Origin of the sequence: Bordetella genomosp. 9, assembly GCF_002261425.1 — a bacterium.
Lineage (GTDB): Bacteria > Pseudomonadota > Gammaproteobacteria > Burkholderiales > Burkholderiaceae_B > Bordetella_C.
Genome location: NZ_NEVJ01000001.1, coordinates 1,089,497 through 1,102,465, shown reverse-complemented (window position 1 = coordinate 1,102,465; position 12,969 = coordinate 1,089,497). Strand labels below are relative to the sequence as shown.

Here is a 12,969-nt window from a genome sequence, read left to right as displayed (position 1 = left end):
ATCATGGATAGCAAAGAACAGTCGACCCGCGCCGAGGCTTGGAAGGCGTTTGCGCTGCACCAGACATGGTGCTCAGCTTGCGCCGAATCGGTAGCTACCTGCGATGAGGGGATGCGCCTACGGGACGCCGCTATCGAACTGGACGCCCAGCCCCAGCAGCCGCCCAAGATCGACGTAGAGCACCTTATCCGCACCGTCCTGCCTGGTGGATATTCTGTCGATCCGCAAGCTGTCGCAGATGATCTGCGGCGGTATTCCGATGCGTGGGAGCCCCAGCAGCCGGCCGAGCCCCCGTTCGGATATGCGTACCTTCTCTGGGACGAGAACGACTGTATCCAGAGGATCAAGTTCAGCACGATTCAGGCGCATGAGCCTTTTGGTGTTGCCGGCAAGGATTTCGACCGTTCCTTCCTCGTTACCTGCGTGCCTCTGTACGAAGAACCCCAGCAGCCGGCCGGGTGGGAGATGGTGCCGGTAGAGCCGACCGATGAGATGGTAAGCGCTGGCTGCCAGAAGCATACCTGCGTGCAGCAGGACCCCTGGTATAGCGACGAGGACATCACCGAAGAGGATTGCAAGCGCATCTATGCCGCCATGCTCGCTGCCGCCCCTGCCCACCCATCGCAGCAGGAGGATGCGGTACGCCCCGATGCCGACTGGGTACAAGGTCCCTATATAGCTGCGACAGGGCGCGGCTGGTGCGCGCGTATCGACGGCACGGATATCTTCTCCGACCTGAACCGGCACGGCTGCAAAGGCCGCATCACGTTCGAAATCGCGGGTGGTCTTCCCAGCCGCGAAGCCGCCGAGCAGGCGCTGCGGGATTGGCTGTCCAAGCAGATAGCCGCCATGTCAGATAGCGCTAGGGAGGGCGGGAAGAATGGCTGACCTTACCCTTTCGCTCAAGGGCGAATACTTCGACGCCATCAAGGCGGGCACCAAGACCGAGGAATACCGGCTCTGCACGCCGTATTGGAAGCGACGCCTTACGCGGCAATCCAAGTATGCCGATTCGCTGGTTGAAGGTTCGATAACGGTAGAACGGTGCTATGACCGGATCATCCTGACACGAGGCTACCCGAAGCGCGACGATCAAGAGCGCCGCCTCATTCTCCCCTGGCGCGGCTACACCATCCAGACCATTACACATCCTCACTTCGGGCCCGAGCCAGTCCAGGTATACGCAATTGAGGTGCGGACATGAACACCCCCGCTGACAAGCCAGACCTGCCGGAAGCACCGGATTCGAATCTTCCGAGTTGGGAAGATTGTGCGATGCGAGTGGCGAACTCGGAATTCATCGCCAAACGCGTTGCCGAAGGCGGATACGGTGCGGAGCTGGATAGCAAGCTTGCATCGCCCTTGCACGCGTTCATCTACGAATACGACGATGAGGACGCTTACCGAAGCGCTTGGTTCCGTCATCGTCTGGACCTACTACTCGCCGATGAGCGGCGCAAAGCGCTGGAAGAAGCGGCCCAACGGTGCGAGGCCGAAGCGCGATTGTGTGGCGAGTCGCCCCATGCGGGGGCTTGCTACCAGTGCGCTACCGACATCCGCTCCCTGATCGAGCACAAGGAGTCCGCAGCATGAGCAAAGCCGCATACAAGGCAATGCGAGAGGCGCATGCCCTCTGCCCCGCCGACCTGCCTCATTTGGATCGCATGCGCTGGATGGCCGACTACGTTGAGCGCGCCATCATCGCCCAGGCCCGCGCCGAGATGCGAGCGGAGCAGTGGGTGCCTGTCGAGAAAGGCGAGCCGCACTGCGAAGGCCAATACGTGATCCGCATCAACAAGCACGGGCATATCCGGCTGGGCCAGCGCGTGCTGAACCCCGACACCCTGCGTCATCAATGGCAAGTGGGCGGCGAGGTCTGCAAGACCGTCACGCACTACCACCCTATTCCGCCGCTGACGCTCTCCAAGGAATAGACGACATGGACACCAACACTACCGTGCTGACGGACGATTCGATCCTGCACGCCATCATCAACGCCTGCGACAGCCTGAACATAACCCGCGCACACGAGATAACAGGCGGTATGTGGCAAGCACGCACGATCGCCGACGACACGGGGCTAATCCAGATCGGCCGAGCCATCGAGCGCGCCGTCATCGCCAAGCTGGGCGGCATGCCGACGCAGGACTGGCTGAAGAAGATGGACGAATTGATTCATGCCGTTGGCCACGATAGCCACGATGTGCCGCGCAGTGTCCGGGAGGCTCAGGACCACGCGCGCATCCGTGCCCTGCCTGCCGCCAGCGAGGCCGAGCGCGCAAAACTGCAAAGCGCCTACGCCGGCGCCTGCGAACAGATTGACAGGCTGCTGCGTGAGAAGGGAGCCGCCAGCGAGGCCGAGAAACGCGTGGCGGAACTGGAAGCGGCGCGCATGGCGTACGCCAGCGAGTTTGCTCTGAACGCCGATGGCGAGCCGGATGTGGGCAACATTCACGCGAATATCCGGGCTCTGAAAGCCACGGTTGCCGCGAGCGAAGGCGGGACCGTCTACGCCGACTCCGGTCATTTGCGCGAAGTCATGGCGGGCAACGACATGCCGGTATCCATGTCGGCCATGCCGTTCCACGGCATGACGGCGTTGCACTTGGCCAGCGAGGCCGACCCAGTTATTCGAAATCCTCTAATAACTGCCAGCGGGGGAGGGGCGGTGCCGGTGGCGTGGCGTTACTGGAACGAAAAAAGCCAATCCTGGAACACCACGACATCGCAGGCCGTGGCAGACGCCATGCGCGAAGGTGGACGGGCAGTGGAACCGCTGTCCGCCCCTTCCGCGCAGCCCGAGAAGCAAGCGGCGCAGGACGACGGCGGCCTGCCTGTATGGTGGGGCACGTTCATCCAGAACATCAGCGAGATTCCCGACCGCAACAGCCCTGACGACGAGCCGGAAGCGATGATCGCGACGCGGGATGATCTGGAAAACTGTGCGCTCAACGCCATCGAAGCGCACACCGCCGCCCCGCCTGCACCCAGTCAGCAAGCCGTGGCGGATGCGAGTGCGGAGCCGATGCAAGGCAAGCTGGCCAGCCTGATTTGTCCGTTATGCCGAGGGACGGCAGCGACGCACCGACCTGGGTGCGACCACTATCTGGCGCCCACCGCAGCACCGGCTGCGCAGGGCGACGAGCGGGCACGAGCACTTGCACAGATTGAGGCATGCGCCCTCATTGCGGAGGATAGCGAAACTGTTCCCGTATTGAAAACAGCATTGCGCCGCTGGCACACCGCCCTGTCTCGCCAGCCCAGCGCGGGGGATGCGGAGTCATTGCTTTCCCGCATCGAAGACTTGCCTCGTTACCGCTTCGGGCATGCAGAAAACGATCCCGATTCCGTCCCTGGTGTTTACAAACACAAAGGCGGCCGCTGGCTAGATAGGGATGAGGTCTTGGCGACCCTTGAAGCCGCCCGCGCCCAGCGTGCCGCAGAGGGGGCGAACGATGCCTGACCGTCTCAAGGCTCTGCGCGAAGCAGAACACCCTATCGATTTCTGGGGTAACGACGAGCCTAAGTGCCCACACTGCGGCGGCGAATGCTCTGTCAATGATAACGAGTGGTGGCAGCTGTATGAGGAAGGCGAGCACCAGGTGGAATGCCCATCATGCGATTTGGAGTTCACAGTGAGCACGCGCGTTTCCTACGCCTTCAGCACCGACCAACAGGAAGATGACGATGACCGCGGCTGACGATAAGGAACTTCTCAGGAGAGCGGCGAAGGCGGCGGTGGTTGACAAAACGCAGAATATGCAAGAAACCTCGGTTGACAAATCCGCGAATCTGCAATGTTCGGCGTCCGGTGTCCATCACATCATGAACGCCTGCATGTTCCGGGATGACTGCCGGGCCATGCAAGCCCGCATCGACAAGATGAACGAGACCATCAAAGCGCTGGATTCCCGCGTTGTTGAACTGGAGGCGGCGCTGCGGCCGTTCGCCAAGGATGCCGCCATGTGGTCGATGGTCTCCAGCGATTACCGCCCTATGTTCTTCCAACTGGCCGGCGAGCCAGATCCTGCCAAATTCACCGTCGGCGACCTACGGCGCGCTGCCGCTGCGCTGGGAGGAGACAAGTGAAGATAACCCTACCCTACCTCCCCATAGGCATCTGCCGTGACCAGACCGTGCACGATGTGGAGTACTACACGATGGAGCATATGCACGAATACGCGGAGCGCGCCGTCCGCGAGTTCGTTGGGTCTCAACAAGTAGTGGCTTGGCGCTACACCCCATCTGACGCATGGAAGGCATCCATTCTGACTCCCGACCCCAAGATTGCAGACATGGCGAGACTGGCGGGGATAGACGTTAGTAGCCTCATCATCAAACCGGAGCTAGACGATGCCTGACAGATACGCCCCAGCCGGGAAGATTTGGCAGTGCATGGCATGCGGGAAGACGAGCCATGACCTATATGACGGCCCGCGTGGCTGGGATGCGGCATGCGTACTGAACGCGCAATTGGTCGAAGACTCGCAACACAATCAGGAGCTAGACGATGCTGACGAATGAAGTATTGGATGCGATAGTTCGCGCCTCCTGGGAGGCAGTGCAGGCCAACAATCTATCGCCTGAAGCGGCAGAGACTACGGCCGAACTGGTGAAGATGGCGCGGCGGTATGCGTGGCTGAGGGATGGCGTCATGGTAGATGGAGAAATCAATGATTCTCTCTATGTGGCCGTCGATAGCGCGTCATGGATCGGGAAATGGGCTCTTACCGGCGAAGACCTCGACGCCGCCATAGACCAAGCCATCGCGGAATCGAAGCAGGAATGACCACCATCCAACGCATCATAGAGACAACCAGGAAAGCATGGGGGCTTGAATGACCATCCTGACGCCAGCCGACGTAGCCGAGAGGCTGCAAATCAGCCCCAGCAAGGCGCGCCAGTTGGCGGCGCCAGGAGGGCCTATTCCCTGCATCCGGATCGGTCGCCTGATCCGATTCGACTCCACTGACATATACGAATACGAGCAATCATGTCGGTCTATCACGATAAAAAGCGAGGTCGATATTGTTTTGAGTTCGACCGACTTATACAGGGAAGAAGAGTCCGAGCTACAAAGCTACTTCCAAAGGGATGGACGCAAGCGCAGGCGGACAAGTTCGACAAGGAAGAAACAGCGCGCCTCTACGCCGTAGCGCAGGGGATCGAGCAGGCGGTGCCAAAGATCGATACCGCCGTCCTGTTTTATCTCAAGGAGAAGGAAGGGACCAAGTCGCATCGCCAGGCCGAGAGCCATCTAGAGGCGTGCCAGGACTTCTACAAGGGCAAGCGCATGAACCAGCTGCCCGAGGTCGCGGAGGCGATGATTGCCGATTGGGACAAAGCCCCGGCCACGGTAAAACAGCGTATTGCCCTGCTGAGAGCTGCGTGCCGGTACTACTGGAAGAAGAAACGTCTATCCATCCCGGACCCGGGATCGCACGTCATGACGCCGGAGGTCCGGAACGAACGGCAGGAGTATCTGACCCGCAAGGACGCAATAAGGCTCGCCAGGAAGTGCAAGAACCGGCCTACCCGCGCACTGATCCTGATCGCCTTCTATTCCGGTATGCGAAAGGGAGAAATCTGGGCGGCAACGCCGAAGAACGGCGACTTCATTCTCCCGGACACCAAGAATGGCGACCCTCGGCATGTGCCGATCCACCGGAAGATAAAGCGGTATGCGAAGCGGCACTTGCCACCCAAGATCAGCTATCGATCTATGATGATCTGGTTCCGGCACGCCAGAGAGGCTATAGGCCGTCCTGGGCTCCATTTCCATGACTTGCGGCACTCCACCGCGAGCGCGATGATTAAGAGCGGCAAGAGCCTGTACACGGTGGGGAAGGTGCTAGGCCACAAAAGCGCCAGGTCCACGCAGCGGTACGCCCACCTGGCCAACGAAGACATGCGCAACGCCCTGGAATCCATCGAATAAGTGTCTGGGGATTTTCTGACACTGCCCGGCGTTTTCCTGGTTTTTATGGCCTGGGTGGCGTCTGGATTCCCCTACGTAGGACCGATTTACCACTGTGTGCCCGTACAGCAGATTCGCATTGCAAATCCGTGTACGTCGGTTCGATTCCGGCTTGCGCCTCCAGAATTCCAGCGGCCCCCAGCGATGGGGGCCGTTTCTTTTCCCCCACCTTTCATTAAGGTTAACGCCAACTTCCTAAGACGCCGTGTAGACGGCAAAATAGCCGTGGATTTGGTTTGGTAGACCGAATCTCACACGAGCTTAAGCCGCCCCGATGGGGCGGCTTTTTTATGGCGGGACCCGCGCGCCCTTCAGCGGCCGAGCTGGTTGTCCTTGGCCCCGCGCGATCCCGCCGTGCCGCCGGCGGGATCGCCGATCGAGCCGGGCGCACCCTTGCTGCCGCTCACGGTGCCCTGCCCCGGCATGGATGAAGACGGCGCGCCCGACGGCACCTTGGTCATGGGCGGCGCCCCGGTTCCGGCCGCCGGCGCGGGCGTGCCGGGACGCTGTGCGTTCGGCCCCATGGTCGAACCGGGAACAGGCTGGTCCAACCCCGTCCCGGCCGGCTGGTTGCCCGGCATCAACGGGCGCGAAGAACCCGAAGACGAACGCTGGTCCGCGGCCTGCACGCTGGAAGCGGCCCAGGGCGCCAGGGCCAGTACGACGGCCGTCACGATGTGGAGCACGGTCAGGACGGCCGGATGTTTCCTCTCTTGCTGTTCACGCATCTTTTTCATGGTGGAGCTCCGTTGCGGAATCGGTTCCGCTGCCTGCCGCACGCCGCAAAACATGTTCCCGCCGGGACCACCCGGGACGACAGCCGGGCATGCCCGGATGCGCCATAATCGGTCCATGAACGACACCACAGCGCACCCTGCGACCCTGCGGCTGCAACACGGCGATGCCAGCGTCGAGATCCGCCCGAGCCTGGGCGGGACCATCCTGCGCTACACCTGGCGCGGCATTCCGATCCTGCGGCCCAGCGACGGCGTACCCGATATCGCCAGGCTGACGGCATGCTACCCCCTGCTGCCCTACTCCAACCGCATCGGCGGCGGGCGCCTGCGCTTCGGCGGCCAGACATACGCCATCCCGCCCACCGTCGATTACGCGCCGCTGCCCATGCACGGCCTGGCCTGGCAGCGGCCCTGGCGCGTTGCCTCGTGCACGGGCCACCAGGCCGTGCTGGAGCAGGACTACGCGCCGGAGGACGCGTCGCCGGCCTGGCCTTTCCCCTATGCCGCGCGGCAGACCTTCGAACTGCACGACGCCGGGCTGCGCATGACGCTGTCCATCCGGAACACCGGCCCCCTGCCGCAGCCCGCCGGCCTGGGCTGGCACCCGTATTTCCCGCGCACGCCGGAAACCTGGATACGCGCGGGCGTCGGCGATATGTGGGTCAACGACGCCACCCATCTGCCCACGCGCCTGACGCCGCCCCCCACGGCGCTGGCGACCCGCCTGGCGGTGGCGGACACCGACTACGACAACGTTTTCCGCGATTTCGATGGCCATGCCTGCGTGGCCTGGCCGGAACGCGACGCCGCCGTCAGGCTGGAAGCGGACCCGGCATTCAGCCATCTCGTCATCTTCACCCCGCCCGGCAAGCCGCACCTGGCCATCGAGCCGGTTTCGCACATGACCGATGCCTTCAACCGGTATGCGGGCGACGCTGGCGCCCGCGGCGATACGGCGGGCGCGGATCCCGCCACCGGCACGGTCGTCCTGGCCCCGGGCGCAACGCTTGCCGGCGGCATTTCGCTGCTGCCCTCGACGCTGGCCGAAGCCGGCGCGCGGTAGCCGCCACGCCACCCGGACGGACACCAGGAGACCCCATGGACCCATCAGTGCTGGAAGCCATCGCCCGCTGGCCCGACGTCCCCGCCGTGGCGGGCTGGCTGTCGCTGGACGCCCAGGGCCGCTGGAAGCTGCATCCGCAGGGCGATGCCGCCCAGGGCGGGCCGGGCGTGTCCATCGCCAACACGGCCATCCTGGCCTTCATGGATCGCAACTACGGCCACGACGACCAGGGCCGCTGGTTCTTCCAGAACGGACCGCAGCGCGTCTACGTCCGCCTGGACGCGGCGCCCTATATCCTGCGCACCGGCGCGGATGCCTCGGTCTTGGAAACCCATACCGGCCAGTCCGTGGGCGACGTCGCCGCCTGGTATCTGGACGATGCGCACCAGCTATATGCGCGGACCGACCTGGGCCCGGGCATGGTGGCGGGACGGGACGTCGCCGTCCTGATGGACGCCATGCGGTTGGAAGACGGCGGCGACGCGCTGGAAGCCGCGGCCACCCTGGAGGAAGGCGCCGTGCTGCGGGTATGCCATCCGGCATCGAAAGCCTGCGTCCCCCTGACCCGGGTCCCGCGCGTCAGCCTGCCGCGCGAACTGGGCTTCGTGGGCAACCCCGGCGTCCCGGCCAAGCCGGTAGAATCGGCATCATGAGCGAACAGCCCCCACACTATTTCCCGGCGCCGCGTCGGGCCAAGTTCTGCAGCCAGTGCGGATCGCCGGTCGATCGGCGCGTGCCCGACGGCGACAATCGCGAACGCGACATCTGCGACCACTGCGGCGCCATCCACTACCAGAATCCGCGCGTCGTGGTGGGCACCGTGCCGGTATGGGAAAACCGCATCCTGCTGTGCCGCCGCGCCATCGAGCCCCGCTACGACACCTGGACGCTGCCCGCCGGCTTCATGGAGCTGAGCGAAACGTCGGCGCAGGGCGCCGCCCGCGAAACGCTGGAAGAGTCCGGCGCCCGCGTGGAATTGGGCCAGCTCTTCACCGTCATCGACGTGCCGCAGGTGGATCAGGTGCACATCTACTACCTGGCCCGCGCCCTGGGGCCGGAGCTCGATCCCGGCCCCGAAAGCCTGGAAGCGCGCTACTACGACGAAGCGGACATCCCCTGGGACGACCTGTCGTTCCGCACCGTCGTCACGACGCTGCGGCACTACCTGGACGATCGCCGGCGGGGCGTCTTCGCCACCCACCGCTACTCGCTCGAACATCATTGAAGCTTCCCTGGGTCGATCCCGACACGCCGCTGCCGCCGGTCGAGTGCGCGATGAGCGAGCCCGACGGGCTGCTCGCGGCCGGCGCCGACCTGTCCGTCGAGCGGCTGACGGAAGCCTATTCGCGCGGGATCTTCCCGTGGTATTCGGCCGGCGAACCGGTGCTGTGGTGGTCGCCGAATCCGCGCATGGTGCTGGCCTGCGAAGACTTCGTCGTCTCGCACTCGATGGCCAAGCTGCTGCGCCGCCTGGCGCGCGATGAACAGCAAGCCCACCCTTGCGTCCAGGTGCGCGTGGACACCGCCTTCGAGCAGGTGCTGGAAGCCTGCGCCGCGCCGCGCGACCACCTGTCCGGCACCTGGATCACGCGCGAGATGCGCGAGGTCTACACCGACTGGCACCGCGCCGGCGCCGCGCACAGCGTCGAGACCTGGGTCGACGGCGAGCTGAGCGCCGGACTGTACGGCATCAGCCTGGGCGCGATGTTCTTCGGCGAATCGATGTTCACGCGCGTGACGGACGGCTCCAAGATCGCGCTGGCGCACCTGGTGCGCTTCCTGTCCAGCCACGGCGTGCCCTGGATAGACTGCCAGCAGCAGACCCGCCACCTGGCCAGCCTGGGCGCGCGGCCGCTGCCGCGGGCCCAGTTCGTCGCCCGGGTGGCGGAACTGGTGGCGCGGCCCGCGCCGCCCTGGCGCCCCGGCCGGCTGGATACGCAAGGCCGGCTGCTGCCCCTGCCGGCGGCGGAAACCGATGGCGCGTGCTAGCGCGACTGGCGTTATCATGTCCAAACCGCCACCGGGCCTCACACCGGCTGGCGGCCGCGCATGAGCCAGCTAAAAGAACTCCCTTTTTCTACCCTGCAGTTCTATGCCACGGCCCCCTACCCCTGCAGCTACCTGCCGGGGCGCCAGGCGCGCTCGCAAGTGGCCGCGCCGGGCCACCTGATCCATGCCGGCACCTATTCGCAGTTGGTGGAGCAGGGTTTCCGCCGCAGCGGCCTGTTCACCTATCGGCCGCACTGCGATGGCTGCCAGGCCTGTATCCCCGTGCGCGTGGACGCCAAGGGGTTCACGCCCAGCCGCACCCAGCGCCGGGCATGGAAGCGCCACGCCGACCTGCGCCCCTTCGTGGCCGAGCTGGCGTGGTCGCCGGAACACTACGAGCTCTACACCCGCTACCAGCAGGGCCGCCACCCCGGCGGCGGCATGGATGAGGACAGCCGCACGCAGTACGCGCAATTCCTGCTGACCAGCCGCGTGAACACCCGGCTGGTGGAGTTTCGCGACCCGGACGGCACACTGGCGATGGTGTCCATCATCGACGTGCTGGACGAAGGCCTGTCGTCGGTCTACACCTTCTACGATCCCGATCATCCCGGCAGCCTGGGCACCTACAGCATCCTGTGGCAGATCGACCAGTGCCGCGTACTGGACCTGCCCTGGCTGTACCTGGGCTACTGGATCGCCGCCAGCCGCAAGATGGCGTACAAGGCGGGTTTCCGCCCTTCGCAGCTGCTGATCGACGGTCTCTGGCAGAGTCCGCCCGCGCACGAAGACGGGCCGCGCTGATACGTTCCCCGCCGCCGGCGGTTGGCTCTACAATGCCGCCCCATGTCTATCCTGTTCCACGCCTATCCGATCGCGCGCCAGGCCTTGTTCGCCATGGACGCCGAAACCGCGCACGACGTCACGCTGAAAAGCCTGCAGCGCGCCTATGAATGCGGACTGACCCGTTCGCTGTTGCACGCCGCGCCGCTGGCGCCGGTGACGCTGATGGGCCTGCGCGTGCCGAACGCCGTGGGCCTGGCGGCCGGGCTGGACAAGAACGGCGCCTATATCGATGCGCTGGGCAACCTGGGCTTCGGCTTCGTCGAGGTCGGCACGGTAACGCCGCGGCCGCAGCCGGGCAACCCCAAGCCCAGGCTGTTCCGGCTGCCCAAGGCAAATGCGCTGATCAACCGGCTGGGCTTCAACAACCTCGGCCTGGATGCCTTCATCGCCAACGTGCAACGCAGCCAGTGGCGCGCGCGCGGCGGCATCCTGGGCTTGAACATCGGCAAGAACGCCGACACGCCCATCGCCCAGGCCGCGGATGACTACCTGAAGGGGCTGCGCGGCGTGTTTCCGCACGCCGACTACGTGACGGTGAACATCTCGTCGCCCAACACGCAGAACCTGCGTTCCCTGCAAGGCGGCGACGAACTCAGCGACCTGCTGAGCCGCTTGCGCGACACGCGCAAGGAACTGGCCGATACGCATGGCCGCGACGTGCCGCTGGCCGTCAAGATCGCGCCCGACCTGACGCCGGAACAGGTCGATGCGATCGCCGACATCCTGACCCGCTATGGCGTGGACGGCGTGATCGCCAGCAATACCACCCTGTCGCGCACCGCCGTGGCCGGCCTGCCTCATGCCGACGAAGCGGGCGGCCTGTCGGGCCCGCCGGTGCACGAACTCTGCCTGGCAGTGATCGCCCGCCTCAAGCAACGCCTGGGATCCAGCCTGTCCATCATCGGCGTGGGCGGCATCCACAGCGGCCGCCAGGCGGCGGAAAAAATGGCGGCCGGGGCGGACGCGGTGCAGTTGTACACCGGCCTGATCTATCGCGGCCCGGAGCTGGTCCGCGAATGCGTGGCCGCGGTGTCCAGGCGCGCCTGAACGACGGAAAACGGCCCCCACGCCGCGCCGATAAATCGGCTTGCTGCCCCCCAAGGGGGCTTTTTGCCTTGGGGCGGCCCGGCGGCAAAAACAGCCCCCACGCCGCGCCGATAAATCGGCTTGCTGCCCCCCAAGGGGGCTTTTTGCCTTGGGGCGGCCCGGCGGCAAAAAAAGGGCCGCCCATCGGGCGGCCCAGCTCCAGCTCTGCTCAAACTGGCTTACTTCGATGACGCCGCAGGGCGGCGCGTGCTACCTGTGAACGATCTCAGGCGGCGGCGCGGCGGCTGCGCGGCGTGGCGACCTTGTTGGCGGCATCGGCGGCATCCGACGCAGCTTTGAAGGTCGCATTGGCGGCGGCATTCAGGTTCGATTCGGCGACTTCGGCGGCCTGCTTGGCGGCCTTGGTCATCGAGTCATACGCGCTGGTCGCGGTGGCCAGCGACGACTTGATCAGGGCCACGGCGCCTTCGGTGCCGGTGGGGGCATTCTTGGCCATCTGGTCGATGGCTTCGGACAGCTGCGCCTGGTTGTCGGCGATATGTTCCTCGCCGAGCTTGACGAGCTCGCCTTGCACGCCGGCCACGATGTCATACACGTGCTTGCCGTAGGCCAGGGCCTTTTCCGCGCTGGGCTGCACCAGGCCGGTGGAGAACGCCAGGGCTTCCTGGGGATCCTTCACATCGGAGGCCTGCTGCGAACGCAGGGCGACTTCATCCATGGTGGCCTTGATGACCTTCAGGTTCAGGTCGATCAGCTTTTCGAAACCCGAGAACAGCGCCGACTGCGTGGCGATCAGGGTGTTGATGCCGGCTTTCTGGCGGGCGAAAACTTGTTGCGGAATAGCGCTCATTAGGGGATCTCCTCTAGTGCCCCTGCACGGGGGGCGGAATTGACATGGGAAGCGGAAGACAGCAGAGGGTCCCGTACTGCTGGAGACGCCTCCGGCTCGCGGCCTACCACCAATCCCGAGCCGTTGTTGCACTGCACAATTCACATTGTAGATAGCTCGGAAACGATGTCAAGCACTTTTGGTGCGCCGCAACAAAGAAAAACAAATCGCCGGGGCGAGGCCAAATCCGGGCAAGCAGAACCAGCCCAATACCACCCCAAACCCAGCCGCGCACCCCTGGAAATATGGGGTGGGAACATAACGCCTTCAATACTCGGACCGAAAGATAGAGATTGCGTGGAGCAGACGCAACATGGGGAAACAACTAGGGTGACGCGTCCCTCGTTATTCCCTAGACTGGTTCTCAGAGTGAGCCTCGGCGGGGTCCCCCCGGCGGGTAGTCCAGCAGGCGCTCATGACC

At 64.6% G+C, this 12,969-nt stretch carries 19 protein-coding genes; 17 read left to right on the top strand and 2 right to left on the bottom strand.

The features are described 5' to 3' along the window. The first annotated feature begins 3 nt into the window (after positions 1-3). From CAL26_RS04985 to CAL26_RS04940, 11 genes are all read left to right on the top strand, one after another. A complete protein-coding gene (locus CAL26_RS04985) occupies positions 4-888 on the top strand; it encodes a hypothetical protein (protein WP_094845771.1) in 885 nt (294 codons plus the stop codon). Beyond that, the gene (locus CAL26_RS04980) at positions 881-1,204 is read left to right on the top strand and encodes an ASCH domain-containing protein (RefSeq protein WP_094845770.1); all 324 of its coding nucleotides are present in this window, start codon (positions 881-883) and stop codon (positions 1,202-1,204) included. Before CAL26_RS04985 ends, CAL26_RS04980 begins: the two co-directional genes overlap by 8 nt. Then, entirely contained in the window at positions 1,201-1,593 is a 393-nt protein-coding gene (locus tag CAL26_RS04975; protein ID WP_143277348.1) for a hypothetical protein, read from the top strand. The genes CAL26_RS04980 and CAL26_RS04975 overlap by 4 nt, the downstream gene beginning before the upstream one ends. Beyond that, a complete protein-coding gene (locus tag CAL26_RS04970; protein WP_094845768.1) occupies positions 1,590-1,934 on the top strand; it encodes a hypothetical protein in 345 nt (114 codons plus the stop codon). Before CAL26_RS04975 ends, CAL26_RS04970 begins: the two co-directional genes overlap by 4 nt. A gap of 5 nt (positions 1,935-1,939) precedes the next feature. Beyond that, on the top strand, positions 1,940-3,463 hold the full coding sequence (locus CAL26_RS04965) for a hypothetical protein (RefSeq protein ID WP_094845767.1): 1,524 nt from the start codon (positions 1,940-1,942) through the stop codon (positions 3,461-3,463). Next, the gene (locus CAL26_RS27995) at positions 3,456-3,701 is read left to right on the top strand and encodes a hypothetical protein (protein ID WP_143277347.1); all 246 of its coding nucleotides are present in this window, start codon (positions 3,456-3,458) and stop codon (positions 3,699-3,701) included. Before CAL26_RS04965 ends, CAL26_RS27995 begins: the two co-directional genes overlap by 8 nt. After that, complete coding sequence (locus tag CAL26_RS04960) at positions 3,688-4,089, top strand: hypothetical protein (protein ID WP_094845766.1); 402 nt, start codon at positions 3,688-3,690, stop codon at positions 4,087-4,089. The genes CAL26_RS27995 and CAL26_RS04960 overlap by 14 nt, the downstream gene beginning before the upstream one ends. After that, complete coding sequence (locus tag CAL26_RS04955; RefSeq protein WP_094845765.1) at positions 4,086-4,361, top strand: hypothetical protein; 276 nt, start codon at positions 4,086-4,088, stop codon at positions 4,359-4,361. The genes CAL26_RS04960 and CAL26_RS04955 overlap by 4 nt, the downstream gene beginning before the upstream one ends. 149 nt (positions 4,362-4,510) lie before the next feature. Then, positions 4,511-4,789, top strand: coding sequence for a hypothetical protein (locus CAL26_RS04950; protein WP_094845764.1), 279 nt, complete (start codon positions 4,511-4,513; stop codon positions 4,787-4,789). A gap of 49 nt (positions 4,790-4,838) precedes the next feature. After that, positions 4,839-5,156, top strand: coding sequence for a helix-turn-helix domain-containing protein (locus CAL26_RS28845; RefSeq protein WP_094845763.1), 318 nt, complete (start codon positions 4,839-4,841; stop codon positions 5,154-5,156). Beyond that, complete coding sequence (locus CAL26_RS04940; protein WP_373454450.1) at positions 5,051-5,938, top strand: tyrosine-type recombinase/integrase; 888 nt, start codon at positions 5,051-5,053, stop codon at positions 5,936-5,938. The genes CAL26_RS28845 and CAL26_RS04940 overlap by 106 nt, the downstream gene beginning before the upstream one ends. A 350-nt stretch (positions 5,939-6,288) precedes the next feature. Here CAL26_RS04940 and CAL26_RS28260 read toward each other — a convergent pair whose 3' ends face one another. Beyond that, entirely contained in the window at positions 6,289-6,714 is a 426-nt protein-coding gene (locus tag CAL26_RS28260; protein ID WP_179283252.1) for a hypothetical protein, read from the bottom strand. Positions 6,715-6,829: 115 nt separating this feature from the next. On the opposite strand from CAL26_RS28260, the gene CAL26_RS28255 reads away from it, so the two are divergent. From CAL26_RS28255 to CAL26_RS04910, 6 genes are read left to right on the top strand one after another with little or no spacing between them, the layout of a single operon-like run. Beyond that, entirely contained in the window at positions 6,830-7,777 is a 948-nt protein-coding gene (locus CAL26_RS28255) for an aldose 1-epimerase (RefSeq protein WP_179283251.1), read from the top strand. 35 nt (positions 7,778-7,812) lie between these two features. Then, the gene (locus tag CAL26_RS04930) at positions 7,813-8,430 is read left to right on the top strand and encodes a DUF2946 family protein (protein ID WP_094845760.1); all 618 of its coding nucleotides are present in this window, start codon (positions 7,813-7,815) and stop codon (positions 8,428-8,430) included. Further along, positions 8,427-9,002 carry an NUDIX hydrolase gene (locus tag CAL26_RS04925; protein WP_373454440.1) on the top strand — a complete coding sequence of 192 codons (576 nt, stop codon included), beginning with the start codon at positions 8,427-8,429 and terminating at the stop codon, positions 9,000-9,002. The genes CAL26_RS04930 and CAL26_RS04925 overlap by 4 nt, the downstream gene beginning before the upstream one ends. Continuing rightward, positions 8,999-9,766 carry a leucyl/phenylalanyl-tRNA--protein transferase gene (aat, locus tag CAL26_RS04920; RefSeq protein ID WP_094845759.1) on the top strand — a complete coding sequence of 256 codons (768 nt, stop codon included), beginning with the start codon at positions 8,999-9,001 and terminating at the stop codon, positions 9,764-9,766. The genes CAL26_RS04925 and aat overlap by 4 nt, the downstream gene beginning before the upstream one ends. Positions 9,767-9,826: 60 nt before the next feature. Continuing rightward, positions 9,827-10,570, top strand: coding sequence for an arginyltransferase (locus CAL26_RS04915; RefSeq protein WP_094845758.1), 744 nt, complete (start codon positions 9,827-9,829; stop codon positions 10,568-10,570). 42 nt (positions 10,571-10,612) lie between these two features. Then, complete coding sequence (locus CAL26_RS04910) at positions 10,613-11,659, top strand: quinone-dependent dihydroorotate dehydrogenase (RefSeq protein ID WP_094845757.1); 1,047 nt, start codon at positions 10,613-10,615, stop codon at positions 11,657-11,659. Positions 11,660-11,924: 265 nt separating this feature from the next. Here CAL26_RS04910 and phaP read toward each other — a convergent pair whose 3' ends face one another. Beyond that, complete coding sequence (gene phaP / locus CAL26_RS04905; protein ID WP_094845756.1) at positions 11,925-12,509, bottom strand: TIGR01841 family phasin; 585 nt, start codon at positions 12,507-12,509, stop codon at positions 11,925-11,927. Positions 12,510-12,969 lie beyond the last annotated feature (460 nt).

What these genes read in the sequence shown, in the direction of transcription:
- CAL26_RS04985 (WP_094845771.1), top strand. Translation starts at nt 4, where the DNA reads ATGGATAGCAAAGAACAGTCGACCCGCGCCGAGGCTTGGAAGGCGTTT.
- CAL26_RS04980 (WP_094845770.1), top strand. Translation starts at nt 881, where the DNA reads ATGGCTGACCTTACCCTTTCGCTCAAGGGCGAATACTTCGACGCCATC.
- CAL26_RS04975 (WP_143277348.1), top strand. Translation starts at nt 1,201, where the DNA reads ATGAACACCCCCGCTGACAAGCCAGACCTGCCGGAAGCACCGGATTCG.
- CAL26_RS04970 (WP_094845768.1), top strand. Translation starts at nt 1,590, where the DNA reads ATGAGCAAAGCCGCATACAAGGCAATGCGAGAGGCGCATGCCCTCTGC.
- CAL26_RS04965 (WP_094845767.1), top strand. Translation starts at nt 1,940, where the DNA reads ATGGACACCAACACTACCGTGCTGACGGACGATTCGATCCTGCACGCC.
- CAL26_RS27995 (WP_143277347.1), top strand. Translation starts at nt 3,456, where the DNA reads ATGCCTGACCGTCTCAAGGCTCTGCGCGAAGCAGAACACCCTATCGAT.
- CAL26_RS04960 (WP_094845766.1), top strand. Translation starts at nt 3,688, where the DNA reads ATGACCGCGGCTGACGATAAGGAACTTCTCAGGAGAGCGGCGAAGGCG.
- CAL26_RS04950 (WP_094845764.1), top strand. Translation starts at nt 4,511, where the DNA reads ATGCTGACGAATGAAGTATTGGATGCGATAGTTCGCGCCTCCTGGGAG.
- CAL26_RS28845 (WP_094845763.1), top strand. Translation starts at nt 4,839, where the DNA reads ATGACCATCCTGACGCCAGCCGACGTAGCCGAGAGGCTGCAAATCAGC.
- CAL26_RS28260 (WP_179283252.1), bottom strand. Translation starts at nt 6,714, where the DNA reads ATGAAAAAGATGCGTGAACAGCAAGAGAGGAAACATCCGGCCGTCCTG.
- CAL26_RS28255 (WP_179283251.1), top strand. Translation starts at nt 6,830, where the DNA reads ATGAACGACACCACAGCGCACCCTGCGACCCTGCGGCTGCAACACGGC.
- CAL26_RS04930 (WP_094845760.1), top strand. Translation starts at nt 7,813, where the DNA reads ATGGACCCATCAGTGCTGGAAGCCATCGCCCGCTGGCCCGACGTCCCC.
- CAL26_RS04925 (WP_373454440.1), top strand. Translation starts at nt 8,427, where the DNA reads ATGAGCGAACAGCCCCCACACTATTTCCCGGCGCCGCGTCGGGCCAAG.
- CAL26_RS04915 (WP_094845758.1), top strand. Translation starts at nt 9,827, where the DNA reads ATGAGCCAGCTAAAAGAACTCCCTTTTTCTACCCTGCAGTTCTATGCC.
- CAL26_RS04910 (WP_094845757.1), top strand. Translation starts at nt 10,613, where the DNA reads ATGTCTATCCTGTTCCACGCCTATCCGATCGCGCGCCAGGCCTTGTTC.
- phaP (WP_094845756.1), bottom strand. Translation starts at nt 12,509, where the DNA reads ATGAGCGCTATTCCGCAACAAGTTTTCGCCCGCCAGAAAGCCGGCATC.